Below are 23,829 nucleotides of genomic sequence, written 5' to 3'. Positions count from 1 at the left end.
GCGGTGACGACTCTCGATGATCTCCCGCTCCGGGACGACCTGCGCGGCCGATCCCCGTACGGCGCCCCGCAGCTCGACGTCCCCGTCCGGCTCAACGTCAACGAGAATTCCCATCCCGTCCCCGCGGAGGTCGTGAGCGCGCTCGAGCACGAGCTCTCCGCGGTGCTCCACGACCTCAACCGCTACCCCGACCGCGAGTTCGACCGCCTGCGCTCCGCGCTCGCCCACTACCTCGACGGGGTGCTCGAGCGTCAGGGAGGCCCTGCCGCCGGAACCGCCGCGCCCGAGCGCACCGACTCCGTGCGCAGTGCCACCGAGAACACCGGCACCGGGCGCATCGACCCGGCGCAGATCTGGGCGGCGAACGGATCGAACGAGGTCCTTGCCCATATCCTCCAGGCCTTCGGCGGTCCGGGCCGCACCGCGCTCGGCTTCACCCCGAGCTACTCGATGCATCCGCTCATCACCGCGTCGACCGGCGCCGTGTGGATCGCCGTCGACCGCGAGGCGGACTTCGGGATCAGCGTCGAGTCCGCGGTGGCCGCCGTGCGCGAGCACCGGCCCGACGTCGTGTTCCTCTGCACCCCGAACAACCCCACCGGCAACGGTCTCGACCTCGCCGTCGTCGAAGCCGTGCTCGCCGCGAGCACCGGCATCGTCATCGTCGACGAGGCCTATGCCGAATTCGCGCGACCCGGATTCCGCACCGCGCTCACGCTCCTCCCGGACCACCCCCGGCTCATCGTGTCGCGCACGATGAGCAAGGCCTTCGCCTTCGCGGGCGTGCGCCTCGGGTACGCCGTCGCACACCCGGCCGTGATCGACGCGCTGCGCCTCGTGCGGCTGCCCTACCACCTGTCCGCGCTGACCCAGGCCGCCGCCTGCGCCGCGCTCGCCCACGCCCCCGCACTGCTCGCCACCGTCGACGCGCTCGTCGAGCAGCGCGAGCGCATGGCCGCCGCCCTGCTCGACGCCGGCTTCACCGTGGTGCCGAGCGACTCGAACTTCCTCCTGTTCGGCGGCATCGCCGAGCCCCACGCCCTGTGGCAGGACCTCCTCGACGCCGGCGTCCTCGTCCGCGACACCGGGATCCCCGGTCACCTGCGCGTCAACGCCGGCACCGCCGAGGAGACCGACGCCTTCATCGATGCCGTGCACCGGGTGCTCGAGAGCACCCCGGAGCACCTCGCCGCCCCCACCCAGATCCCCGCCGGCCCGCCCGTCGGCGCCGCCCCCCGGACAGCAAAGGACCAGGACCCCGCATGACCGAACGCCAGGCCTCGGCACACCGTGCGACGAGCGAATCCGACGTCACCGTGCGCGTCGACCTCGACGGCACCGGTGCCTCGGACATCTCCACGGGAGTGCCGTTCTACGACCACATGCTCACCGCCCTGTCGAAGCACTCGCTCATCGACCTCAACGTGAAGGCCGAGGGCGATGTCCAGATCGACGTCCACCACACCGTCGAGGACACCGCGATCGTCATCGGCCAGGTCCTGCGCGAAGCGCTCGGCGACAAGGCCGGGATCCGCCGCTACGGCGACGCGCTCGTACCGCTGGACGAATCGCTCGCGCGGTGCGTCGTCGACGTCTCCGGCCGCCCGTATTTCGTGCACAGCGGCGAGCCCGAGGGCCAGCAGTACCACCTCATCGGCGGTCACTTCACCGGCTCGATGGTCGCCCACGCGCTCGAGTCGCTGGCATTCAACGCCGGCTTCACCGTCCACCTCTCGCTGCTCGCCGGTCGCGACCCCCACCACATCGCCGAGGCCCAGTTCAAGGCCTTCGCCCGGGCGCTGCGCGCCGCGGTCGAGCCCGACCCGCGCGTCACCGGGATCCCGAGCACCAAGGGAGCACTGTGAGCCGCACCGTCATCGTCACCCCCTTCGGCCGGCCGGATCAGCTCGCCGCGGCGTGCGTGCTCTCCGACATCCCCGGCGAGGTCGTGCCGATCGGAGACTTCTCCGCGCTCGTGCTCTCCGGCACCGACATCGCCGAGGGCAACGCCGCGGCCGCACAGCTCTCGAAGCTCACCGGACAGCACGAGGTGCTCCTCCTCGTCCGCAACGACGAGCAGATCGACGCTGCGCACTACCGGCGCGGCACCCGGGAGGCCGACGTCCCCGCCGGGCTCGCCCTCACCAACCTGCCCTCCGAGCTCGAACAGCTCCTCCTCGAGACCCTCGCCCCGCAGGACATCGACGGCTGGATCGACACCGGTTCGATGACGAAGCTCCAGGCGAGCGCGGCGACCATGACCCCGGCCCGTGCGGCACTCGCCCGCACCGCGATCCTGTGGGGCGTCGTCGCGCTCCTCGCCGTGATCGCGATCGTCGTCGGCGTCATCGCCGCGCTGAGCGGGATGACAGCGGCCTGGGTCGCCGCCGGACTCGGCCTCGTCGTGCTCGTCCTCGCCGCGCTCCGCCTCCGCTCCCTGCTCGCCGGACGCACCGCATGAGCGCCCCGGTCGCGGTCCTCGACTACGGCTCGGGGAACATCCGTTCGGCCGTGCGGGCGCTCGAGCGCACCGGTGCGCGCGTCGAGCTCACCTCCGACCCGCAGCGCGCCGCCGCTGCCGCCGGCCTCGTCGTACCCGGGGTCGGGGCGTTCGCCTCGGTCATGGACGGCCTGCGTGCCGGCGGTGCCGTCGACGTCATCCGCGAGCGGCACGCCGCCGGCCGACCGCTCCTCGGGATCTGCGTCGGCCTCCAGGTGCTGTTCGCCTCCGGCTCCGAGCACGGGGTCACCAGCGCCGGCATCGGCCTGTGGGCCGGCGAGGTGACCCGCCTCCACGCCCCGGTGATCCCGCACATGGGCTGGGACACCGTCGCCCCGCCGGCCGACAGCGCGATGTTCGCCGGGATCGGCGACGAGCGCTTCTACTTCGTGCACTCCTACGCCGCGCACACCGCGCCGGCAGGAGCGCGCACCACCACGACCGTCCACGGCGAGCCGTTCGTCGCAGCCGTGGAGGACGGGTCCACCTGGGCCACGCAGTTCCACCCCGAGAAGTCCGGGGACGCCGGCGCGCAGCTGCTCGCCAACTGGGTGAAGGCCCTCGACTGAGAACCGATGAAGGAAGAGACGATGACTGAACTCGTGACAGAACCCGCGCTCACCCTGCTGCCGGCCGTCGACGTGGCCGACGGCAAGGCCGTGCGGCTGGTCCAGGGCGAGGCGGGCTCCGAGACCGACTACGGCTCGCCCGTCGAGGCCGCGCAGCAGTTCGAGGACGCCGGGGCGGAATGGATCCACCTCGTCGACCTCGATGCCGCGTTCGGCCGCGGCTCGAACTACGCACTGCTCACCCAGGTCACCAAGGCGTTGTCGATCAAGGTCGAGATCTCCGGCGGCATCCGCGACACGGAGAGCCTCGAGCGCGCCCTCGACACCGGTGCGGAGCGGGTGAACATCGGCACCGCGGCGCTGGAGAACCCGGCCTGGACCGCCGAGGTCATCCGCGACTACGGCGACCGGATCGCGATCGGCCTCGACGTCCGCGGCACCACCCTCGCGGCCCGCGGCTGGACCGAGGACGGCGGGGACCTCTACGACGTCCTCGCCGAGCTCGAGGCCGCCGGCTGCGCCCGCTACGTCGTCACCGATGTGCGCAAGGACGGCACCCTGCAGGGCCCCAACCTCGACCTGCTGCGCACCCTGTGCGCGCGGACCGACCGCCCGATCGTCGCCTCCGGGGGAGTGTCGAGCCTCGACGACATCGCCGCTCTGCGCACTCTCGTGCCCGAGGGCGTCGAGGCCGCGATCGTCGGCAAGGCGCTCTACGCCGGCCGGTTCACGCTCTCCGAGGCGCTCGACGTCGCCGGCCGCTGAGGCCATCGCACCGATGACCGAGGACACTCCCGGGGCCCCGGAGAGCCGGGACCTGCCCGCCCACCTCACCGGCATGACCGCCGGGAACACTGCTGACTCGGCCGGGGTGCCGTGGGAGGGCAGGGACCTCAAGCCCAATCCCTTCTCCGGGGACACCGGGCTGGCCGAGCCGCAGCTCACCGCCGCGCTCGATGCGGTGACCGCCGCCCCCTTCGACCCGGCCGCCCACCGCGGTGTGCTCACGGCCCTGCGCGGTGCCCGGGTGTACGCCCCGGTCCTGCCCACCGCCGTCGAGCACACCACCGATGAGCGCGGCCTCGTCCACGACAACTCCTCGGAGATGGCGATGGTGCGCCTCGCTGCCGACGACGGCCGGGAGTGCACCCCGTGCTTCTCCGACATCCCCGCGCTCACCGCCTGGGGCACCGCGGCCAGGCCGGTGCCCATCGAGGCCGAGCGCCTGTGCGTCGCCGCGATCGAGGAGGGCGCGCAGCTCGTCGTCATCGACCCCGGGTCGGCCCACCCGTTCCTGCTCCGTCGCACCGCGCTGTGGGCCTTCGTCCAGGACCAGCCGTGGACGCCGGCGTGGGCCGACGGCGAGGTCGCCCGGGCCGCCGGCCGGATCGCCGGGCAGTTCGACTGGATCGCCCGGGTGGGACTCGCCCCGGCCGGCCGGTCCGTGCATCTCGCAGGTCCCGAGCTCGCCCTCGTCCTCGGCGTCGACCGGCTCCCGGAGCCGGGTGAGACCGCCGCCCTGCGTCAGGCGCTGAGCGCGGACGCGGAGTTCGTCGAGCGCGTCGACTCGATGGTGATCTCCATCGACCCCGCCCTCGGCTGAGACCCGCCCGCGGCCCGGCCGCAGTGGCTGTCACCCGCCCGCAGTCGTGCCACGACCGGGGCCGCCTGCGATGGGGGAGGCGCGAGACCCGGACACGTCAACGGGCCCCGGACCAGAGGTCCGGGGCCCGTCGCGTGCAGTTCGGCTCGCAGGCACAGGGCCGGGAGCTCAGCTGCGCAGTGCGCTCAGCTGATCCGTGAGATCAGCTCGGCTTGTTCTCCGTCGCGGCGGTGCCGGCGCCCTCCTTCTGGGCGCCGCGCACGACGTTCTCCACGCGTGCGCCGAGGTCCGCATCGACGTTCTTCCAGTAGTCGAACGCCTTGACGAGGATCGGCTCGGACACCCCGTTGAGCAGGTGCCCTGCGATGTTGCCGACCAGGCGGTAGCGGCCGGCGTCGTCGAGGACCTTGCGCACGAGATCGCCGGCCTGGTTGAAGTCGCCGTCGTCCTTGCGCAGGGTCGGGGCCGAGCGCAGGACATCGCCCTCGACGGACACGAGGTTGTTCTCGGTGGTCCGCGAGGCATCGGCGTGCGGGCCGCCGTAGCTGTTCGGCGCGTAGGTCGGCTGGTCCTTCGGGTAGTTCTCGAAGGACATCGGACCGGCCTGCGAGTAGCTGTTCTTCACCGCGTTCTTCGGGCGGTTGACCGGCAGCTGCGCGTAGTTCGGGCCGATCCGGTAGCGGTGGGTGTCGGCGTAGGAGAAGATCCGGCCCATGAGCATCTTGTCCGGGGACAGGCCGGTGCCGGGCACGAGGTTCGACGGGGCGAAGGCCGCCTGCTCGATCTCGGAGTGGAAGTCCTCCGGGTTCCGGTTGAGCTCCATCACGCCGACCTCGTGCAGCGGGTAGTCCGCGTGCGGCCAGATCTTCGTCACGTCGAAGGGGTTGATCCGGTAGTCCTTGGCGTCCTCGTAGGGCATGATCTGCACCTTGAGGGTCCAGGACGGGAAGTTGCCCGCCTCGATCGCGTCGAACAGGTCACGGCGGTGGAAATCCGCGTCGATGCCGGCCATCTGGTCGGCCTCCTCGGCGGAGAAGCCCTCGTGACCGTGCTTCTCGATGAACTCCTGCTTCTGGTTGGAGATCCAGTGGTACTTGACCCAGAAGCGCTCGCCGGCGGCGTTGACCCACTGGAAGGTGTGCGAGCCGTAGCCGTTCTGCTCGCGCCACGACCGCGGGATGCCGCGGTCGCCCATGAGGTAGGTGACCTGGTGGGCCGAAGCCGGCACCTGCGTCCAGAAGTCCCACTGCATGTTGTGGTCGCGCAGGCCGGAGTCGCTGCGGCGCTTCTGCGAGTGGATGAAGTCCTGGAACTGGATGGTGTCGCGGACGAAGAACACCGGGGTGTTGTTGCCCACGATGTCGAGGTTGCCCTCGGTGGTGTACATCTTCACCGCGAAGCCGCGCGGATCGCGCCAGGTGTCGGGGGAGCCCTGCTCTCCGGCGACGGTGGAGAACCGGGTGAGGGTCTCGGTCTTCGTCTTCGGCTGGAACACCGCAGCGCGGGTGTACTTCGAGACGTCCTGGGTCACCGTGAAGGTGCCGAACGCGCCGCCGCCCTTGGCGTGCACCACGCGCTCGGGCACGCGCTCGCGGTTGAAGTGGGCCATCTTCTCGATGAGGTAGTGGTCCTGGAGCAGGATCGGGCCGTTGGGGCCGACGGTGAGCGAGTGCTCATCGCTGCCGACGGGGATTCCGAAATCGTTGGTCGTGTAGTTCTCGGCCATTGTTCCTCCTTAAAGGGAGACCGTTGCGGATCGTGATGGATCCTCCTGGGCGTCGCGACACCGGGCGCACTGCCCCCAGTACACGACCTCCGCGAGCTCCACGGCGAAGCCGTGGGACTCCGGGGGGTGCATGCACGGCACATCGTCCCCGCTGCACGGCACATCGACGATCTCCCGGCAGGACCGGCAGACCAGATGATGGTGGTTGTCGTGCCGCTGGAACTCGTACCGGGCCGCGGCGGAGCCGGTGGGGTCGATGCACCGGACCAGGTCGGCGCGCTCGAAGGCTGCGAGCACGTCGTAGACGGTCTGATGCGAGACCCTGCCGATCCGCGTGCGGGCGGCGGCGGTGATCTCCTCCACGTCGGGATGACCGGAGGAGGTGCGGAGCACCTCGAGCACGGCCTGGCGGGGCGCGGTCACCCGCAGCCCGGCAGCCCGGATCAGCTCGGAGGCACTCGATGTCGTCACGTCCACCACTCTATGCCCTTTTCTGGAACTGCTCAAGAAAACGACTGTGGAGTCGCTCACCCGGCCGATAGGGTGGCGAGCATGAGTGATCGAGCCGAGCCCACCCGTCCGAGCACGCTCTACCTCGATGCGATGCGGGCCGAGACCGAGGCGCGGGCCCGGGCGGCGGGTCCGCCGCACTCGGTGCACACCGGGGCGCCGGTCTCCCTCCTCCACCGCCTCCGCGCCGCGCTCGAGGGTCGGCGGGAGCGCCTCGTCGCGCTCTCCCATGCTGTCCACCGCACCGCCGAGGTGGCCTTCGAGGAGCATCGCTCGGTGCGCCTCCTCGAGGGCGTCCTCGCCGGTGCCGGGGTGAGTGCGGAGATCGGGGTGCACGGCCTCGACACCGCGCTCGAGGCGGGCTGGGGGAGCGCGGACACCGGTCGGACCGTCGCCCTGCTCGCCGAGTACGATGCGCTGCCCGGCATCGGCCATGCCTGCGGCCACAACGTCATCGCCGCCTCGGCCGTGGGCGCCTTCCTCGCCGTCGTCGACGTCATGCGCGGCACCGACCCGGCCACGCCGCTGCCCGGACGGGTCGTGCTCCTCGGCACGCCGGCGGAGGAGGGGCGCACCGGCAAGGAGATCATGGCCCGCCACGGGGCCTTCGCCGGCATCGACGCCGCGCTCATGCTCCATCCCTCGGGCACCGATGCCGCGGAGCAGACCTGGCTCGGACGGCGCACGCTCGACGTCACGTTCCGCGGGATCGCCGCGCATGCCTCGGCGCAGCCGTTCATGGGGCGCAACGCGCTCGACGCGGCCGCGCTCATGTACCAGGGGATCGGACTGCTGCGCCAGCAGATGCTCCCCGTCGACCGCGTCCACGCCTCGATCCCGGACGGCGGGGACCGGCCGTCGATCATCACCGAGTCGGCACGGGTGAGCGTGTACGTCCGCTCCGCGTACCCGCAGACCCTGCGCGAGCTCTCCGCCCGGGTCGAGGACATCGCCCGCGGCGCGGCGCTCATGACGGGCTGCGGGGTCGAGGTCGGCTGGGACGCCAATCCGCCGAGCCTGCCGGTGCGGGCCAGCAGCGAGCTCGCCGCGCGCTGGGCCGTCCACGAGCAGGCGCGCGGACGGCAGCCCGTGCCGGCCGGGATCGTGCCGGACACGCTCGCGGCCTCGACGGACTTCGGGAACGTGAGCTGGCGGATGCCGGGGATCCACCCGACGATCGCGATCGCGGACGCCGACGTCGCCTGGCACACCCGCGCCTTCGCCGATGCCGCCGCGTCCCCGCGGGCCGATGCCGCGGTGGTCGACGGGGCCTACGGGCTGGCCGCCACCGCCCTCGACTACCTGTGCGACGACGCGCTCGCCGCGGCCGTCGAGCGGGACTTCACGGCCGGCGGCGGCGCGATCGACGTCCCGCGCTACTTCGACTGAGCGGGGCACAGCCGCGAACTGCGCGGTATCCGAAACCGAGCGCGCAATTGCGCGACCGGATCCGGATACCGCGCAGTTCGGCGGGGAAGGACTGGAGAATGGGACCTGCGGCTGATCAAGCGGGGCCCGGGCGGGTCAGCGGACCGGGCCGGTGAACTTCTCTCCGGGCCCCTGGCCGGGGGCGTCGGGGATCGACGAGGCCTCGCGGAACGCGAGCTGCAGGCTGCGCAGCCCGTCGCGCAGCGGCCGGGCGTGGTGGTCGCCGATCTCCGTGGCGCCGGCGGTGACGAGTCCGGCGAGGGCGGTGATGAGCTTGCGCGCCTCGTCGAGGTCGGTGAGCTCGGCGGCGCTCTGCGCGTCGGTGTCCTCGGCGAGACCGCACTTGACGGCGGCGGCGCTCATGAGGTGGACGGCGGCCGCGGAGATGATCTCAACGGCCGGGACCTCGGCGATGTCCCGGACGGCCTGGGCGTCCGCGTCCGAGGTGGGATCGAGTGGAGGATTCGTGTGCGGTTCGGTCATCCCCCCAGCATCCCATATCCCGCCCCCTGCTCCGGCACGGCGGAGCCCCGCACCGGGCGCGGTCCGCTGTCCGCCCGCACCCGAGGCGGGGTCGACTCGGCAGCGCGGTCCCGGGGGCGGGTGGGGGCTCCCCGACACCCGCGGCGGGGCTCGATTGTGCAGTCCGGCACCGGTCGTAGTACGATGAACGGGTGCAAAGAGGAGCCTGGCTCCCACCTGGATCGCCTCAGGCGATCGGGTTCTCGAATACGGTCCTGCTCCACACGGACCGATCGGACGTGGTCTCCGCGTGCGTGTGCTTCGAACCGGGCTCCCTTCGCATGTGCCGAAGGGGGCCTTTTCTCTTTCGGTTCACCTCATCGTCGAAGAAGGAGCGAGCACATCAGCGAGCCGCGCATCAATGATCGGATTCGGGTACCGGAAGTCCGCCTGGTCGGCCCCAACGGGGAGCAGGTGGGGATCGTCGCCATCCGCAAGGCACTCGACCTCGCCCGCGAGGCAGACCTCGACCTCGTCGAGGTGGCACCGCAGGCCAAGCCGCCCGTGGCCAAGCTCATGGACTACGGCAAGTTCAAGTACGAATCCGCTCAGAAGGCACGCGAGTCCCGGAAGAATCAGGCCAACATGGCGCTGAAGGAGATCCGGTTCCGGCTGAAGATCGACGAGCACGACTACGAGACCAAGAAGGGCCACGTCTCCCGGTTCCTCGCCGGCGGCGACAAGGTCAAGGTCATGATCATGTTCCGCGGTCGCGAGCAGTCGCGCCCCGAGATGGGCATCAAGCTGCTCAACCGGCTGGCCGAGGACGTGTCCGAGCTCGGCTCCGTCGAGTCCTCGCCGCGTGTGGACGGCCGGAACATGGTGATGGTCGTGGCACCCTTCCGCAACAAGGCGGACGCCAAGGCGGAATCCCGCAAGGCGAGCCGCGACGCCAAGGGTGCGAGCGCCGAGGTCAAGTCCCGGCGCGAACGGGCGGCCCAGGCCAAGGCGGGCACCGCTCCCGCCGACGACGACGAGTCATAAGTTCTTCGTGCTCGCACCCGGCCCGCACCGCGGGTGGGCGCGAGCGCGCGACACGCACACCGATCGTCGATCGCACCGGTTCCCACCGGCGCGTCGACATGAGAAGGAGAACGGCACCATGCCGAAGCAGAAGACCCACAGCGGCGCCAAGAAGCGCCTGCGCCTCACCGGCAGCGGCAAGGTCATGCGCGAGCGCGTGAACAATCGCCACCTCGCCGAGCACAAGTCCTCGCGCCGCAAGCGTCGGCTGTCGATGGACCAGACGCTGACCAAGGGTGACGCCGCCAAGGCCCTCAAGCTGCTGGGCAAGCGCTGATCACCGGTTCCCGAGGCCGTGCAGGCCTGCGCCGCCGCAGTGCGGCACCCGATTCGTTCTAAGGAGTACACGTGGCACGTGTGAAAAGGGCGCTCAACGCCAAGAAGAAGCGCCGGGTCATCCTCGACCGCGCGAGCGGCTACCGCGGACAGCGGTCCCGTCTCTACCGCAAGGCCAAAGAGCAGGTCATCCACTCCCTGGTCTACAGCTACCGCGACCGTCGCGCCCGGAAGGGCGACTTCCGTCGCCTCTGGATCCAGCGGATCAACGCCGGGGCGCGCGCCAACGGCATGACCTACAACCGTTTCATCCAGGGTCTCAAGGGCGCCGGTGTCGAGGTCGACCGCCGCATGCTCGCCGAGCTCGCCGTCAACGAAGCCGCGACCTTCGCCGCGCTCGTCAAGATCGCCAAGGAAGCCCTGCCGGCCGACGTCAACGCCGCCAAGACCTCCGCAGCCTGATCGCGCTCCGCCCACGGCGGATCCGCCGGTCGCCGATCCCGGGGAATCGACACCGATTCCCCGGGATCGCACTATTCACCGGCCCGACGCACCACTAGGCTGGAGGGCATGAGCCGCACCCCGACGCCCGCCGACGACCGCATCACCTCGCCGAAGTCCGCCCGCATCCGCGCCGCCGCCAAGCTGGCAAACCGCTCGTGGCGGACCAAGGAGGGCCGGTTCCTCGCCGAGGGGCCCCAAGCGGTCCGCGAGGCCGTGGCCGCCGCCGGGGATCGGGGCGCACCCGTGCCGGTCCAGGTGATCGAGGTCTTCGTCACCGAGGAGACCGCCGCCCGTCACACCGACATCCTCGGAACCGCCGCGGCGGCCCGGATCCCGGTCCGCGCGATCGCCGACGCGCTCCTCGGCGAGATCTCCGACACCGTCGCCTCGCAGGGGATCGTCGCCGTCTGCTCGACCCTCGACGTGCCGCTCACCGAGATCGTGACCGAGCGCGCGCGCCTCGTCGTCGTGCTGTCCCAGGTGCGCGACCCCGGCAATGCCGGGACCGTCCTGCGGGTCGCCGACGCCGCCGGCGCCGACGCGGTGATCATCACCTCCTCGAGCGTCGACGTCTACAACCCGAAGACCGTCCGCTCGACCGCCGGCTCCCTCTTCCACGTCCCCGTGGTCACCGGGGTGGGCCTGCCCGAGGTGGCCGAGCTCGCCCGGGCCCGCGGGCTCCAGGTGCTCGCCGCCGACGCCCACCCGCCGGCCCACGACCTCCACCAGCCGTGGGAGACCGGACTCGATCTCGCCCGGCCCACCCTGTGGGTGTTCGGCAACGAGGCATGGGGGCTGCCGGAGAAGGACCGCGCCGAGTGCGACGGTGCGGTGGCGATCCCGATCTACGGGCGCGCGGAGAGCCTCAACCTCGGCACCGCCGCCGCGATCTGCATCTACGAGAGCGCCCGCGCCGCCCAGGCGTGACCACCCGCACCGCGGCGAGAGGTGTGGTCTCGCGGGCTGCCGCAGGGGTGTCCCCGCACGGCCGCGGGGCGTAGCCTGGGAAGCGGACGGGCCCGCACTTCTCCGGCCGCACATCGGTGTGCGACCGGGCCCGCAGGCGCCCCACCGCCCAGCGACCAAGGAGCAGAAGATGACCGACATCCGAGACCTCGTCCTCACCGCGGACCGGGAGCTCTTCACCGAGCACGACCTCTCCACGCTCGACCGGAACTTCTCCGCCGACTACGTCGAGCACTCCCCGCTCGTCGCCGACGGCAAGGACGGCCTGCGCGCCCTCGTCATCGGTGCCGGCGACGGCCTGCGACACGACGTCGCCCGCGTCCTCGTCGACGAGGAGAAGGGCCTCGTCGCCCTCCACGGCGCCTACCCCGGGCTCGACCCGGACACCGTCTACGTGGGCTTCGACATCTACCGGGTGGCCGACGGGAAGATCGTCGAGCACTGGGACGGCCTCGTCGAGCAGACGCCGCCCAACGCCTCCGGCCGGACCCAGCTCGACGGGCCCACCGAGGTCGACCCGACCGCCGACTCCGAGGCGAGCCGCGCCTTCGTCGAGACGGCGTGGACGCGATTCCTCCAGGGACAGGACTACGCCTCGGCCGGCGAGTTCACCCGCGCCGACGACCGGTTCGCGCAGCACTCCGGGGACATCGCCGACGGTGTGCAGAACATGGTCGACTTCCTCGAGCAGCTCAAGGCCGACGGCTCGGCGCTGACCTACGACACGATGCACCGGTCCGTCGCGGACGGGGACTTCGTCCTCACCTACTCCGAGGGGTCGATCGCGGGGGAGCGGCACTTCTTCTGCGAGCTGTGGCGGATCGAGGACGGGGCCTGGGTGGAGCTGTGGGACGCGATCGGCCCGGTCGCCCCCGACGACCAGCTCGCCCACCCGCACGGCGCCTTCGCCTCGACCGCGGACTGAGGGCGCCGGGGTCCACCCGCCGGGGCCGGTGCGACGGGGTCAGGTGCGGGGGACCGTCGCCTCGAGGAGTGAGAACAGCTCGAGGGCGCACGGGTCGGCGAACGGCAGCATCTGCGTGAACAGCGCTCCGCAGTCCCGGTTCTCCCAGTCGACCCAGAAGTAGGAGTTGCACAGACCGGCCCACATGAGCCCGCCCGGAGCGCGGCCATGGGGGCCGGTCCGTGTATTCGTCATTCCGAGCAGCGACCAGTTGTCGCCCTGCTCCGGGATGAAGTCCCAGTCCTCCGTGCTCGTCGGCAGCGCCGAGCGGCGTGGGGAGACCCAGCCGGCGGGCAACTGGGCCCGGCGCGCCTCGGCGGAGAGCACCGGGCTCAGCAGCGGCGCACCGGTGATACCGGGGGAGCCGAGTGCAGGGGAGCCCGAGTCGGCCGAGTGAGGTGCGGGGGAGCCCGGTGCATTGGAGCGCTGCGGGGCGGAATCGGCGAGCAGCGCGCGGAGCAGCCGGAGGAAGTCCCGCGGTGTGCCGTAGAGCCCGCCCCCGCCGGCGGCCTGCTCCGGATCGTCGGGGTAGCGCAGGTCGAGCGGGGCGAGCCGCGCGCTCCCGTCCTCGTACCGCGTGCGCGAGTGCATCGGCGCCGCCGGGCCGTGAGGGCCGAAGCGCACCGAATCGAGGCCCAGTGGATCGAGCACCCAGGTGCGCAGAATGCGCTCCAAGGTCTCCCCGCACCGGGCCTCGAGCACGACCCCGAGCAGGTCGATGCCGATCCCGTAGTTCCACTGCGTACCCGGTTCCGCGATGAGCGGCAGCTCGAGGCTGGCGGCGCGGCTGCTCACCCGGGAGGGCACCGCGTGCTCGCGGGCGTAGCGGCCGAGGCGCGACTCGAGGAAGTCGTAGCCGAACCCGGCGGTATGGGTCAGCAGCATCCGCGCGGTGATCGGTGTCCGCGGCACGGCATACCGGGCGCCGGACGCGTCGTACCCGGTGAGGATCCGGACCTCTCGGAGGTGGGTGACATCGGTGATCGGGGCGTCGAGGTCGAGCAGGCCTGCGTCGACGAGGCGGAGGGCGGCGAGCGCGGTGAACGTCTTCGACAGCGAGGCGTACCACACCACCGTCTCCTCGCTCAGGGGCTCCCCGCCGGGCGGGGACGCGGAGAAGGAGTAGGTCTCTCGGCCTGCGGTGAGGGCGAGGAGCGCGGGCAGGCGTCGGGATTCCACGGCGGACCGGGCGGCGGATTCGAACCGCGCGATCGCCTCCGCGCTGGACGCAGCGGACGACTCACGACTCTCACTCGGGGCCCCACTCATGCCCCCAGTGTCTCCGCGGCCGGGTGCCCGGGCAACATCGGGATGCGGTTCGGTAACGGAAACGCCTCGTGATCGGCCCGGTCACCGGCCCGCGCGCGGTGGGCGGGATGCGAGCACGAGCAGGATGCCGAGCCCGGTGACGACGATCATCGCGACGACGAGGGACATCCAGCCCGCCGGGGAGATCGCATCCCCGACGATGACCGCCATGATCACCATCGCGACGACCGCCCCCAGATAGCGTGCGAGCTGGAACAGCCCGGCCGCCACCCCGGCCGCGCCGACCCGGGCGGCGGTGAACATCGCCTGATTGAGCCCGAGCGGGATGAGGCCGTAGGGGACGCCGAGGAGCACGAGGGCGAGTGCGCTGAGCCACCACGCGGACCCGGTGCCGATCGGCAGGAGCACGACGACCCCGAGGAGCAGGATCGCCGACCCGAGGACGAGGAACCGCCGCAGCCCCCACCGGCCGAGGAGCCGGGTGGCCGGGGCGACCATCGACGCCGACACCACCGCGAGCGCGGCCATGCACAGTCCCACCTGCGCCACCGGCATCCCGACGACCGCCTCGAGGAACGGCGGGAACCCGAACAGCACCAGGTAGAACACGACGTTGAACAGGCCGAACTGGAGCAGCACCATGAGCAGCGCGGGGTTCGCCCGGAGCGCGCGCAGATCGAGCACCGGCACCGGGGCGCGGAGCTCCCACAGCACGAACAGCACCCCGGCGCCCACCGCGAGCACGGCCAGCGGTGCACGCATCCCGGGGACCGAGTCGAGCAGCGCGAGGATGAGCGCCGACATCGCCAGCGAGAACCCGAGCACCCCGGGGACATCGGCGGTGAAGAAGACCGCGAGCAGCCCGCGCCGTGGACCACGGCCTCCCCGGTCCGTGCCGTCCCTGGTGCCGCCGGGGGCCGAGGTGTCCGCACCGGGCGCGTCCGCGGGCGCCTCGGCGGCGGGTCCCGTGCTCGCCGCAGAGTATCCACGGGCGGAATCCCGGGGCGCGGCGAGGGCGACGATGATGCCGGCGCCGAGTGCGAGCGGGATGTTGAGCCAGAACTGCGCCGACCAGTCGAACAGCGCGAGCGCGAGACCGCCGAGCGCCGGCCCGAGCGCCATCCCGAGGAAGTTCACCACCTGGATCCCGCCGAGCGCCCGCACCGAATCGGGCCCCGGCCGCACCCACCGCCCCAGCAGGTTGACTGCGGACGGGTACGCGCACGCGGTGCCGAGGGCCAGCAGGCCGCGAGCCGCGCTGAGCCCCACGATGTCGCGCGCGAGCGAGCCCCATACCGCGGCGATGAGGACGACGAGCATCCCGGACACGAAGATCCGCTGCGGGCCGTAGCGGTCGGCGAACCGGCCGAGCACCGGCTGCGCGGTGCACGACACGAGGTAGAACACGGTGACGACCCAACTCACCTCGACGAACGTCGCCCCGAGGTCTCCGGCGATCGCGATCACGGCGACGGTGATCATCGTCGAGTTCAGCGGATTGAGCATGGTGCCCAGCGACAACCCGGCGAGAACCAGGCGGGCGTGCGGCAGGGTGGGCATGATCCCGAGCATAGCGACGCCGGAGCGGGGCCAACCTTCGTTAGACTGATGGACGGTCGGTTCACCACGAGAGAAAGAAGGCCGATGACAGAGCACCTCGATCCGCGCGACGAGACCGCGGTCGCCGCCGCAGTGGCCGCCGCGGCCGCCGCATTCGCCGCCGCCGACACCCTCGACGCGCTCAAGGCCGCCAAGATCGATCACATGGGCGACCGCTCCCCGCTGGCACTGGCCAACCGCGGCATCGGGCAGCTCGACAAGGCGGAGAAGGCCCAGGCCGGCAAGCTCGTCGGGCAGTCCCGCGGCGCGGTCAAGCGCGCCCACGACGCCCGGCTGGCCGAGCTCGAGGAGCAGCGCGAGGCCGAGGTGCTCGTCGCCGAGACCATCGACGTCACCCTCCCCACCGCCCGCCGCTCCACCGGCGCCCGCCACCCGCTGCAGCTCCTTCAGGAGCGCGTCGCCGACCACTTCATCGCTCACGGCTGGGAGGTCGCCGAGGGCCCCGAGGTCGAGGCCGAATGGCTCAACTTCGACTCCCTCAACTTCGGCCCCGACCACCCCGCCCGGCAGATGCAGGACACCTTCTTCCTCGACCCGGAGGCCGCCGCCCTCGTCCTGCGCACCCACACCTCCCCGGTGCAGTCCCGCTCGCTGCTCGAGCGCGGCGTGCCGCTCTACGTCGTGTGCCCGGGCAAGGTCTTCCGCACCGACGAGCTCGACGCCACCCACACCCCGGTGTTCCACCAGATCGAGGGCATCGCGATCGACCGCGGCCTCACCATGGCGCACCTCAAGGGCACGCTCGACGACTTCGCCCGCGCGATGTTCGGACCCGAGTCCCACACCCGGCTGCGCCCGAGCTTCTTCCCCTTCACCGAGCCGAGCGCTGAGATGGACTTCTGGTTCCCGAACAAGGTCGGCGGTCCCGGCTGGATCGAGTGGGGCGGCTGCGGCATGGTGCACCCCAACGTGCTCCGCGCCGCCGGGATCGACCCCGAGGAGTACCAGGGCTTCGCATTCGGCATGGGCATCGAGCGCACGCTCATGCTCCAGGAAGGGATCAACGACATGCACGACATGGTCGAGGGCGACCTCCGCTTCTCCGCCCGGTTCGGGGTGAACGCCTGATGCGCGTCCCACTCGAATGGCTCTCCGAGCACGTCGACCTGACCGTCGTCGACGACCCGCACCAGCTCGCCGCCGACCTCGCCGGCATCGGCCTCGAGGAGGAGGACTTCTTCGGTCCCGAGGTGTCCGGCCCGCTCGTCGTCGGCCGCGTCCTCGCGCTCGAACCGGAGGAGCACTCCAACGGCAAGACGATCAACTGGTGCCAGGTGGACGTCGGGGAGGACGAGCCGCGCGGCATCGTGTGCGGCGCCCACAACTTCGCCGCAGGCGACCTCGTCGTCGCCGCGCTCCCCGGTGCCGTGCTGCCCGGCGACTTCCGGATCGGGGCGCGCACGACCTACGGCCACGTGTCCGACGGCATGATCTGCTCGCTGCGCGAGCTCGGTCTCGGCGAGGACCACGACGGCATCATCGTGCTCACCGCGCTCGGCCTCACCGGCGAGCCCGGTGACGACGCCGCGGCACTCCTCGGCCTCGACCGCACCACGCTCGACGTCAACGTCACCCCCGACCGCGGCTACCAGCTCTCGATCCGCGGCATCGCGCGCGAGTACGCGATGCTCAAGGGCCAGGCGTTCCGCGATCCGGCGGACCGCCCGGTCGCAGAGCCCACCGCCGACGGCTTCCCGGTCGACCTCGCCGACGACGCTCCGATCCACGGGGTGCCCGGCTGCTCGCGCTTCACCGCGCTCATCGTCCGCGACATCGACCCGGGCGCGCGCACCCCGTTCTGGATGCAGCGCCGGCTCCTCGAGGCCGGGATGCGCCCCATCAGCCTCGCCGTCGACGTGACGAACTACGTCATGCTCGAGCTCGGCCAGCCGCTCCACGCCTACGACCTCGACCTGCTCGGGGAGCGCATCGTCGTGCGGCGCGCGCGTGCCCGGGAGACGCTCACCACGCTCGACGACGTCGCCCGCACGCTCGATCCCGAGGATCTCCTCATCACCGACGAGTCCGACGGCGACTCCCGCATCATCGGGCTCGCCGGCGTCATGGGCGGCGCCGCGCTCGAGGTGTCCGCGACCACCCGGAACATCCTCCTCGAGGCCGCGCACTTCGACGAGGTCTCGATCGCCCGCACCGCCCGCCGGCACCGGCTGCCCTCGGAGGCCTCGCGCCGCTTCGAGCGCGGCGTTGACCCGGCACTCGGCCCGGTGGCCGCCCAGCGTGCCGCGGAGCTCCTCGTCGAGCTCGGCGGCGGCACCCTCGACCCGGCGACCACCGTCGCAGGCGAGGCGCCCGCCGCCCGCACCATCGCCCTGCCGCTCGATCTGGCCGCCCGGAAGGTCGGGGTCGACTACTCGCCGGCCGAGGTCACCGGGCTGCTCGAGGCGATCGGCGCGCACGTCGAGGTCAGCGGCGACACCGCGCAGGTCACCGTGCCGACATGGCGCTCCGACCTCACCGATCCGATCGACCTCGTCGAGGAGATCGCCCGGGCAGGCGGCTACGACCGCATCCCCTCGGTGCTGCCCCAGGCCCCGGGCGGCCGCGGCCTCACCGCCGCGCAGCGGGCCCGCCGGCGCCTGTCGAACCTGCTCGCCGGGCTCGGCTACACCGAGGTGCTCACCTACCCGTTCACCTCGGAGAAGCGCAGCGATGAGCTGCTCCTGCCCGCCGACGACGCCCGCCGCCGGGCCGTCCGACTCGCCAACCCGATGGCCGACGACCAGCCGCTCATGCGCACCCACCTGCTCGCCACGCTCGTCGACGCCATCGCACGCAACACCGGTCGCGGCTTCAAGGACGTCGCGGTGTTCGAGGCCGGCATGGTGACCCTGCCCGAGCGCGCGCCCGAACCCGGGCTGCGGTTCGAGCCCGGCTACCACCCGAGCGCCGACGAGCTCGCGGCGATCCGCGACTCCGTCCCGCCCCAGCCCTTCCACTACGCCGGCGTCATCGCCGGCCGCGCGGAGCTGCCCGGCACCTGGGGTGCCGGACGGGCCGCCGAGGCCGCCGACGTCATCGACACAGTGCGCCGGATGGTCGCGGCGTGCGGTCTCGGCGCCGAGGTGCGCGCAGCCCGCCGGGCGCCGTTCCACCCGGGGCGGTGCGCGGAGTTCGTGCTCGCCGACGGCACCGTGCTCGGCCACGCCGGGGAGCTCCACCCCAAGGTGCTCGAGAACCTCGGCCTGCCGAAGCGCAGCGTGGCCTTCGAGATCGACCTCGACGCGCTGCTCGGCCAGGAGGACTCCCGTGATTGGGCCGGCGTCCTGTCCTCCTACCCGGTGTCCCGCCAGGACGTCGCGCTCGTCGTCGCCGCCGACACCCCGGCCGCCGAGGTCGCACGGGCCCTGCGGGACGGGGCGGGTGCGGAGCTCGAGACCCTCGAGGTGTTCGACGTCTACACCGGTGACCAGGTGCCCGAGGGACAGAAGTCCCTGGCGTTCCGGATGACCTTCCGTGCCGCGGACCGCACGCTCACCGCCGACGAGGCCTCCGCGCTGCGCGAGGCCGCCACCGCCGTCGCCGCGCAGCGGTTCGGCGCCGAGGTGAGGAGCTGAGCCGATGAATGACTCCACGCTCGTCCTCGTCACCGGTGGCAGCCGGGGGATCGGCCGCCACCTCGCGGCCGGTTTCGCCGCCGCCGGGCATCCGGTGCTCCTCACCGCTACCTCCGCCGCCGGTGCCGAGCGCGCGGCCGCGGAGATCGCGCATCAGACCGGGGCCACGGTGCTCGGAGTGCGGCTGGACGTCGCGGACCCTGAGAGCGTCGCGGCACTGCTGGACACGGTGACCGGTCTCGAGGCCGAGCGCGGCATCCGGCTCGGCGTGCTCGTCAACAACGCCGGGGTCATCGAATCGACCGAGGGCCCGGTCTGGGAGGCCGATCCGGCCGACCTCGTCCGCGTCATCAGGACGAACACCATCGGCCCGTTCCTCGTCGTCCACCGGTTCGTCCCCCATCTCCTCGATGTCGCCGCCGCGACCGGGGAACCGGTGCGGATCATCGACCTCAACTCCGGCTCCGGCGCCACCGGCACCCCGCAGTACGCGGCCTATTCCGCGTCGAAGGCGGCCCTGTTCCGACTCGCCGACTCCGTGCACCACTTCGGCTGGGAGCGCGGGCTGCGGATCTTCGAGATGTCCCCGGGCGTCATCGAATCCGACATGACCCGCTCGATGCCGATCCACGACCGGCGCACCGGAGACGACTGGACCTCCCCGGCCGCCCTCGTCGACCTCGCGCTCGCGCTCGCCGGCGGCTGGCTCGACGCCTGGTCCGGGCGCTATGTGCGCGCCGGGGTCGACACCCCGGAGTCCCTCGCCGCGGCCGCCGACGGCCTCGCGGAGAACACCCGCCGCCTCCGCCTCGATCCCCGGGAGGGCTGATCCGGACCGGTAGGCTGGGTCCGACCCGACCCGCCCCGACACGACAGGTGGTCCTGTGAATATCCTCTGGTCGATCCTGCTCGGGCTCCTCAACGCCGTCGTCGTCGGCGTGCTCGTCCGCCGCACGATCACCGTGGGCACCGGCGCGCTGCGCAACACGATCGTCTCCCTCGTCATCGGCATGTCGCTGTGGCCGATCACCCTCCAGGCCTTCGAGATGTTCGGGATCTCCCAGGACGGCGACATCCCGTGGATCGAGATGAGCTTCCCCGCCGTCATGGTGTTCCTCCTCGTGTTCGCGTGGCTCGTCGTCATCCAGATGGTCGTCCTGCTCGCGATCGAGATCGTGCTGCCGAGCGGCTCGTTCTCCCACTTCGCCCGCTCGGTGTCCCGCGTGCCCACGTGGTACCGCCGCGTCAGCCGCCTCTCCCAGATCCAGCGGATCCTGCTGAAGTTCGGGCTCTCGCGCTTCATGCGCCCCCGCATCCCGACGCTGCGGGTGTCCACCCGGGAGATCGCGAAGACCACCGCCGAGGCGTTCGCCGCCGCCGGCGTCACCTTCGTCAAGCTCGGCCAGTTCATCGCCACCCGCGCCGACATCGTGCCGGCCGAGTTCGTCGAGGAGTTCTCCAAGCTCCAGTCCGACGTCCCGCCCGTGCCCTTCGAGGACATCCGCGCCGAGCTCGAGGACGCCTGGGGCCGGTCGGTGACCGAGGTGTTCGCTGAGTTCGACACCGTGCCGCTCGCCGCCGCCTCCGTCGCGCAGGTCCACCGCGCGGTGACCCTCGACGGCACCGAGGTCGTCGTCAAGGTGCAGCGGCCCAAGCTGCGCAAGCAGGTGCGCGCGGACTCCGACATCATCATGACGCTCGCCGAACGGCTCGAGAACACCGCCGGCTGGGCGCGCACGATCGGGGTCACGTCGATCGCCCGCGGCTTCCTCGAGACCCTGGGCGAGGAGCTCGACTACCGCGGGGAGGTGCGGCACACGATCGCGCTGCGCGAGGCCACCGCGCACCACGAGGACTCGGTGGTGCGGATCCCGCAGGTCTACCCCGAGCTCAGCACCGAGCGCGTGATCGTGCTCGAGCGGGTGCGCGGCGTGCCGCTGGCCAAGGCGGGACCGCTGCTCGAGGAGCTGTCCGACATCGCGCGGGCCGACATCGCCCGCGACCTCTTCCTCATGGTCGCCCGCCAGGTGCTCATCAAGGGGATCTTCCACTCCGACCTCCACGCCGGCAACATCATGATCGACGCCTCCGGCCGGGCCGGGCTCATCGACTTCGGCAGCGTGGGGCGGATCGACCGCCGCGACCGCCGCGACATCGCGATGCTCCTGCTCGCCTTCGAGCACCAGAACTCCGAGGCCGCGATGAACGCCGTGCTCGACATCTTCGGCACCCCGGTGGGCGTCGACCTGCGGTCCATGCAGCGCGACATCGGGCAGATCATGCTCCAGTTCGAGGGCGGCATGCCCGGCGGCTCCTCGGCACTGTTCACCGAGCTCCTCGCCTTCGTCATCGACCAGGGCTTCGAGATGCCCTCGGCGGTGGCCAACGCGTTCCGTGCGATCAGCACGCTCGAGGGCAGCCTGACGAAGCTCGACCCGTCCTCCGACCTCCTCGTCATGGTGCGCGAGCACGCCGACGAGCTGCTCGCGGAGTCCCGCGACCTCCACGAATCGGCGGAGAACCTCTCGCTCTACGTCGGCTCGACCCTGCCGGTGCTGGCGAGCCTGCCCGTCGAGGTCAGCCGGGTGGTCAAGCACCTCCAGGACGGCACGCTCGACATCGGCACGAGCGGGCTCAACATCGACCTCATCAAGACCCTCGTGCGCTCGACGGTCGACCAGTTCATCCAGGTCATCATCGCCACCGCGCTCATCCTCGGCGGCGTGTTGATGATGAGCGCGAACTTCGGCCCGCCGCTCGCCCCCGAGCTGCGGGTGTTCACCTACTTCGGTGCGTGGATGCTCCTCATCGGCTTCATCCTCTCCGCCGTCGTCATCGCCCCGGCGCTGCGCGAGCGCAGATTCCGCTAGCCGTCCCGCGCCCCGGCGAGCTCAGTCCTCCGTGCGGGCGATCCGGCCGAGCTCGCGGCGCAGGAACGCGACGTGCGGCAGCTGCGCCATCGTCTGCCGGGTGTGGAGCGCGATCCGGCGCACCGGCGTGGGGTCGAGGAGCGGCCGGGCGACGAGGCCGGCGGGCAGGTCCCGGATCGCCAGGTGCGGCAGCACCGTGCTCCCCATCCCGGCCGCCACCATCGCGAGCACCCCGTGGTGGTCGTCGGCGCCGGCGGTGTAGGTGAGCGTGAGTCCGGCGGCCCGCGCGGCTGCGTCGATGACCTCGCCGGTCGGGCTGCCCTGCACGTGGAGGTCGACGAGCGCGTGCTCGGCGAGCGCGGCCATCCGCACCTCGGGCTCGCGGGCGAGCGGGTGGTCGGACTCGACGACGAGCACGTAGGCATCCTCGAGGAGCTCCTCCCGGTCGTAGCCGCGCACGTGCACCGGCGGGGAGAACCCCGATTCGGCGCGCACCTCCATGTCCGCGAAGGTCCGTTCCCCGGGCGGGGCCGGTTCGTTGGCGATGATCTCGAGGTGGAGGCCGGGGAAGCGCAGCTGCGCGGCCCGGAGCACATCGGGCAGCCAGGCCGTCGTCGCCGAGGAGAAGCTGCCGAGCGTGAGGCGATCGGTGGGGCCGGCGGCGAGCTGGTCGACGAAGGCGTTGAACCCGGCGGCCTCGGCGAGCAGCGCACCGGCCCGCTCCGCGAGCGCCCGACCCGCCTCGGTGATGGCGATTCCCCGGCCGTCGCGCCGGTAGATCGGGGTGGGGACGGTGTTCTGGAGCGCGATGATGTGCTGGCTCACCGTCGCCGGGGAGTACGCGAGATTGCGCGCCGCCTGCTGCACGGAGCCGCTCGCCACCACTGCGCGCCAGACCCGCAGCCGGTTGAGATTCTGCATGCCAGCGATCATACGTCGCAGGCTGACGATCATCGGGGAAAGTGAGGTGGACGCGGACGGTCGCGGGGGTGCATCCTGAACCGGGCGCCCGGGAAGCCGGCGCCCATGATCGCACGGACTCGACCGCACGAAAGGGGCTCACAGGCCATGGACGCAGCACGGGCAGCCGCATGACCGGCGCGGAGTACACCGCCTTCCTCGGAGCGGCCCTCATCCTCGCGGTGACACCGGGACCCGACACCTTCCTCACGCTGCGCTACGGCGCGCAGTCGTTCCGCCGGGGGCTGATCTACGCCTCCGCCGCGGCCTGCGGCATCGCCGTGTGGGCGGTCCTCGCACTGTCCGGCCTCGCCGCCCTGCTCCAGACCTACCCGGCCGCGCGCACCGTGCTCGCGGTCTGCGGCGGGCTCTACCTCACCTTCCTCGGCCTCCGCACCCTGTGGGGCGTGTGGCAGGTCGAGCGGCGCATCCGCGCCGGCGCCCGGGCCGTCGTCGTGCCCTATGCTGCCGCCGAGGCGCCCGCCGGCACCGAAGCATCGGCCGGCGCCGCATCGCAGTCCGCTGCCGGAGTCGATTCGGCCCGGCATGCCGGCACGGCGGGCGGGGGCGCGGACACCCTGACCCGCAAGCCCGCGGTCGTGCCCGCCGCCGATGGAGGAGCGCCGGGCGCCGGCGCCCGAGAACGCCGGCGCTCACCGTTCCCCGTCGGGCTGCTCAGCAGCCTGACGAACCCGAAGACCGGGATGTTCTTCCTCGCGCTGTTCCCCGCGTTCCTCCCGCGCGAGCAGGGAATCGTGCTCCTCGCCGGCCTCGTGCTGACGATCGTCGCGGTGTTCGCGCTCTACTCCCTCGTCCTCGCCGCGAGCGCCGCCGGGCTCGGCCGCCGCCTCGAGAGCCGGCGCGGCACGCTGACCATGGACCTCGTGTCCGGCGGGGTGCTCGTCCTCCTCGGGCTGTCGATCCCGTTCTTCTGAGGCGCTCCG

The 23,829-nt window shown here is 72.0% G+C and carries 23 protein-coding genes; 17 read left to right on the top strand and 6 right to left on the bottom strand.

The window, feature by feature from the left end; all coding sequences use genetic code 11:
* The first annotated feature begins 3 nt into the window (after nucleotides 1-3).
* The 6 genes from ABD883_RS00240 to ABD883_RS00215 are packed head-to-tail and all read left to right on the top strand — an operon-like array spanning nucleotide 4 to nucleotide 4,672.
* Nucleotides 4-1,266: a histidinol-phosphate transaminase gene (locus ABD883_RS00240; RefSeq protein ID WP_345028945.1), complete on the top strand. Its 1,263-nt coding sequence runs from the start codon at nucleotides 4-6 to the stop codon at nucleotides 1,264-1,266.
* Nucleotides 1,263-1,865 carry an imidazoleglycerol-phosphate dehydratase HisB gene (gene hisB, locus ABD883_RS00235; protein WP_247423731.1) on the top strand — a complete coding sequence of 201 codons (603 nt, stop codon included), beginning with the start codon at nucleotides 1,263-1,265 and terminating at the stop codon, nucleotides 1,863-1,865. Before ABD883_RS00240 ends, hisB begins: the two co-directional genes overlap by 4 nt.
* Nucleotides 1,862-2,461: a hypothetical protein gene (locus ABD883_RS00230; RefSeq protein WP_137320070.1), complete on the top strand. Its 600-nt coding sequence runs from the start codon at nucleotides 1,862-1,864 to the stop codon at nucleotides 2,459-2,461. The genes hisB and ABD883_RS00230 overlap by 4 nt, the downstream gene beginning before the upstream one ends.
* Nucleotides 2,458-3,069, top strand: coding sequence for an imidazole glycerol phosphate synthase subunit HisH (gene hisH / locus ABD883_RS00225; RefSeq protein ID WP_295690578.1), 612 nt, complete (start codon nucleotides 2,458-2,460; stop codon nucleotides 3,067-3,069). The genes ABD883_RS00230 and hisH overlap by 4 nt, the downstream gene beginning before the upstream one ends.
* A 21-nt stretch (nucleotides 3,070-3,090) precedes the next feature.
* A complete protein-coding gene (gene priA / locus ABD883_RS00220) occupies nucleotides 3,091-3,834 on the top strand; it encodes a bifunctional 1-(5-phosphoribosyl)-5-((5-phosphoribosylamino)methylideneamino)imidazole-4-carboxamide isomerase/phosphoribosylanthranilate isomerase PriA (protein ID WP_137320068.1) in 744 nt (247 codons plus the stop codon).
* A gap of 13 nt (nucleotides 3,835-3,847) precedes the next feature.
* Nucleotides 3,848-4,672, top strand: coding sequence for an SseB family protein (locus ABD883_RS00215; protein ID WP_137320067.1), 825 nt, complete (start codon nucleotides 3,848-3,850; stop codon nucleotides 4,670-4,672).
* A gap of 202 nt (nucleotides 4,673-4,874) precedes the next feature.
* Here the strand turns inward: ABD883_RS00215 and ABD883_RS00210 are convergent, their stop codons facing one another.
* Nucleotides 4,875-6,398, bottom strand: coding sequence for a catalase (locus tag ABD883_RS00210; protein WP_345028941.1), 1,524 nt, complete (start codon nucleotides 6,396-6,398; stop codon nucleotides 4,875-4,877).
* Nucleotides 6,399-6,407: 9 nt separating this feature from the next.
* Nucleotides 6,408-6,869, bottom strand: a complete 462-nt coding sequence (locus tag ABD883_RS00205; protein ID WP_137320065.1) for a Fur family transcriptional regulator — start codon at nucleotides 6,867-6,869, stop codon at nucleotides 6,408-6,410.
* An 81-nt stretch (nucleotides 6,870-6,950) separates the two neighbouring features.
* On the opposite strand from ABD883_RS00205, the gene ABD883_RS00200 reads away from it, so the two are divergent.
* Nucleotides 6,951-8,297 carry a M20 family metallopeptidase gene (locus ABD883_RS00200; RefSeq protein ID WP_137320064.1) on the top strand — a complete coding sequence of 449 codons (1,347 nt, stop codon included), beginning with the start codon at nucleotides 6,951-6,953 and terminating at the stop codon, nucleotides 8,295-8,297.
* Nucleotides 8,298-8,432: 135 nt separating this feature from the next.
* Here ABD883_RS00200 and ABD883_RS00195 read toward each other — a convergent pair whose 3' ends face one another.
* Nucleotides 8,433-8,819 carry a DUF1844 domain-containing protein gene (locus tag ABD883_RS00195; RefSeq protein WP_137320063.1) on the bottom strand — a complete coding sequence of 129 codons (387 nt, stop codon included), beginning with the start codon at nucleotides 8,817-8,819 and terminating at the stop codon, nucleotides 8,433-8,435.
* A gap of 381 nt (nucleotides 8,820-9,200) precedes the next feature.
* Between ABD883_RS00195 and infC the strand changes: the two genes are divergently transcribed.
* The 5 genes from infC to ABD883_RS00170 all read left to right on the top strand — a co-directional run bounded on the left by infC (nucleotide 9,201) and on the right by ABD883_RS00170 (nucleotide 12,552).
* The gene (gene infC, locus ABD883_RS00190; RefSeq protein WP_137320512.1) at nucleotides 9,201-9,842 is read left to right on the top strand and encodes a translation initiation factor IF-3; all 642 of its coding nucleotides are present in this window, start codon (nucleotides 9,201-9,203) and stop codon (nucleotides 9,840-9,842) included.
* A 118-nt stretch (nucleotides 9,843-9,960) separates the two neighbouring features.
* Nucleotides 9,961-10,158, top strand: a complete 198-nt coding sequence (rpmI, locus tag ABD883_RS00185; protein ID WP_137320062.1) for a 50S ribosomal protein L35 — start codon at nucleotides 9,961-9,963, stop codon at nucleotides 10,156-10,158.
* Between the two features lie 71 nt (nucleotides 10,159-10,229).
* Nucleotides 10,230-10,619 (top strand): 50S ribosomal protein L20, encoded by a 390-nt coding sequence (gene rplT, locus ABD883_RS00180; RefSeq protein ID WP_345028938.1) that lies wholly within the window; start codon nucleotides 10,230-10,232, stop codon nucleotides 10,617-10,619.
* A gap of 108 nt (nucleotides 10,620-10,727) precedes the next feature.
* Nucleotides 10,728-11,588 (top strand): TrmH family RNA methyltransferase, encoded by an 861-nt coding sequence (locus tag ABD883_RS00175; protein ID WP_137320060.1) that lies wholly within the window; start codon nucleotides 10,728-10,730, stop codon nucleotides 11,586-11,588.
* A 169-nt stretch (nucleotides 11,589-11,757) separates the two neighbouring features.
* Nucleotides 11,758-12,552, top strand: coding sequence for a nuclear transport factor 2 family protein (locus ABD883_RS00170; protein WP_345028936.1), 795 nt, complete (start codon nucleotides 11,758-11,760; stop codon nucleotides 12,550-12,552).
* A 39-nt stretch (nucleotides 12,553-12,591) separates the two neighbouring features.
* Here ABD883_RS00170 and ABD883_RS00165 read toward each other — a convergent pair whose 3' ends face one another.
* Together ABD883_RS00165 and ABD883_RS00160 are read right to left on the bottom strand one after the other, a co-directional pair.
* Nucleotides 12,592-13,860 carry a serine hydrolase domain-containing protein gene (locus ABD883_RS00165; protein WP_345028935.1) on the bottom strand — a complete coding sequence of 423 codons (1,269 nt, stop codon included), beginning with the start codon at nucleotides 13,858-13,860 and terminating at the stop codon, nucleotides 12,592-12,594.
* An 81-nt stretch (nucleotides 13,861-13,941) separates the two neighbouring features.
* A complete protein-coding gene (locus ABD883_RS00160; RefSeq protein WP_345028933.1) occupies nucleotides 13,942-15,420 on the bottom strand; it encodes an MFS transporter in 1,479 nt (492 codons plus the stop codon).
* 84 nt (nucleotides 15,421-15,504) lie between these two features.
* Here ABD883_RS00160 and pheS point away from each other — a divergent pair, with 84 nt between their 5' ends.
* Genes pheS through ABD883_RS00140 form a run of 4 tightly spaced genes read left to right on the top strand, consistent with a single transcriptional unit; the run spans nucleotide 15,505 to nucleotide 21,925 of the window.
* Nucleotides 15,505-16,548 (top strand): phenylalanine--tRNA ligase subunit alpha, encoded by a 1,044-nt coding sequence (gene pheS / locus ABD883_RS00155; protein WP_345028932.1) that lies wholly within the window; start codon nucleotides 15,505-15,507, stop codon nucleotides 16,546-16,548.
* Nucleotides 16,548-19,055, top strand: a complete 2,508-nt coding sequence (gene pheT / locus ABD883_RS00150) for a phenylalanine--tRNA ligase subunit beta (RefSeq protein ID WP_345028930.1) — start codon at nucleotides 16,548-16,550, stop codon at nucleotides 19,053-19,055. The genes pheS and pheT overlap by 1 nt, the downstream gene beginning before the upstream one ends.
* Nucleotides 19,056-19,059: 4 nt before the next feature.
* Nucleotides 19,060-19,884, top strand: coding sequence for an SDR family oxidoreductase (locus ABD883_RS00145; protein ID WP_345028929.1), 825 nt, complete (start codon nucleotides 19,060-19,062; stop codon nucleotides 19,882-19,884).
* Between the two features lie 55 nt (nucleotides 19,885-19,939).
* Nucleotides 19,940-21,925 carry an ABC1 kinase family protein gene (locus ABD883_RS00140; protein ID WP_345028928.1) on the top strand — a complete coding sequence of 662 codons (1,986 nt, stop codon included), beginning with the start codon at nucleotides 19,940-19,942 and terminating at the stop codon, nucleotides 21,923-21,925.
* A 21-nt stretch (nucleotides 21,926-21,946) separates the two neighbouring features.
* Here the strand turns inward: ABD883_RS00140 and ABD883_RS00135 are convergent, their stop codons facing one another.
* Nucleotides 21,947-22,846, bottom strand: coding sequence for a LysR family transcriptional regulator (locus ABD883_RS00135; protein ID WP_345028925.1), 900 nt, complete (start codon nucleotides 22,844-22,846; stop codon nucleotides 21,947-21,949).
* A gap of 170 nt (nucleotides 22,847-23,016) precedes the next feature.
* On the opposite strand from ABD883_RS00135, the gene ABD883_RS00130 reads away from it, so the two are divergent.
* Nucleotides 23,017-23,820 carry a LysE family translocator gene (locus ABD883_RS00130; protein WP_345028924.1) on the top strand — a complete coding sequence of 268 codons (804 nt, stop codon included), beginning with the start codon at nucleotides 23,017-23,019 and terminating at the stop codon, nucleotides 23,818-23,820.
* The last annotated feature ends 9 nt before the right edge of the window (nucleotides 23,821-23,829 follow it).

Origin of the sequence: Brevibacterium pityocampae (assembly GCF_039541555.1) — a bacterium.
GTDB lineage: Bacteria > Actinomycetota > Actinomycetes > Actinomycetales > Brevibacteriaceae > Brevibacterium > Brevibacterium pityocampae.
This window is presented reverse-complemented; position numbering and strand designations above follow the sequence as displayed.

Bases quoted from the DNA above. Each gene is read 5' to 3' on its own strand.
- hisB (WP_247423731.1), top strand. From the start codon at position 1,263: ATGACCGAACGCCAGGCCTCGGCACACCGTGCGACGAGCGAATCCGAC.
- hisH (WP_295690578.1), top strand. From the start codon at position 2,458: ATGAGCGCCCCGGTCGCGGTCCTCGACTACGGCTCGGGGAACATCCGT.
- priA (WP_137320068.1), top strand. From the start codon at position 3,091: ATGACTGAACTCGTGACAGAACCCGCGCTCACCCTGCTGCCGGCCGTC.
- ABD883_RS00215 (WP_137320067.1), top strand. From the start codon at position 3,848: ATGACCGAGGACACTCCCGGGGCCCCGGAGAGCCGGGACCTGCCCGCC.
- ABD883_RS00210 (WP_345028941.1), bottom strand. From the start codon at position 6,398: ATGGCCGAGAACTACACGACCAACGATTTCGGAATCCCCGTCGGCAGC.
- ABD883_RS00200 (WP_137320064.1), top strand. From the start codon at position 6,951: ATGAGTGATCGAGCCGAGCCCACCCGTCCGAGCACGCTCTACCTCGAT.
- ABD883_RS00195 (WP_137320063.1), bottom strand. From the start codon at position 8,819: ATGACCGAACCGCACACGAATCCTCCACTCGATCCCACCTCGGACGCG.
- rpmI (WP_137320062.1), top strand. From the start codon at position 9,961: ATGCCGAAGCAGAAGACCCACAGCGGCGCCAAGAAGCGCCTGCGCCTC.
- ABD883_RS00175 (WP_137320060.1), top strand. From the start codon at position 10,728: ATGAGCCGCACCCCGACGCCCGCCGACGACCGCATCACCTCGCCGAAG.
- ABD883_RS00170 (WP_345028936.1), top strand. From the start codon at position 11,758: ATGACCGACATCCGAGACCTCGTCCTCACCGCGGACCGGGAGCTCTTC.
- ABD883_RS00165 (WP_345028935.1), bottom strand. From the start codon at position 13,860: ATGAGTGGGGCCCCGAGTGAGAGTCGTGAGTCGTCCGCTGCGTCCAGC.
- ABD883_RS00160 (WP_345028933.1), bottom strand. From the start codon at position 15,420: ATGCCCACCCTGCCGCACGCCCGCCTGGTTCTCGCCGGGTTGTCGCTG.
- pheS (WP_345028932.1), top strand. From the start codon at position 15,505: ATGACAGAGCACCTCGATCCGCGCGACGAGACCGCGGTCGCCGCCGCA.
- pheT (WP_345028930.1), top strand. From the start codon at position 16,548: ATGCGCGTCCCACTCGAATGGCTCTCCGAGCACGTCGACCTGACCGTC.
- ABD883_RS00145 (WP_345028929.1), top strand. From the start codon at position 19,060: ATGAATGACTCCACGCTCGTCCTCGTCACCGGTGGCAGCCGGGGGATC.
- ABD883_RS00135 (WP_345028925.1), bottom strand. From the start codon at position 22,846: ATGCAGAATCTCAACCGGCTGCGGGTCTGGCGCGCAGTGGTGGCGAGC.
- ABD883_RS00130 (WP_345028924.1), top strand. From the start codon at position 23,017: ATGACCGGCGCGGAGTACACCGCCTTCCTCGGAGCGGCCCTCATCCTC.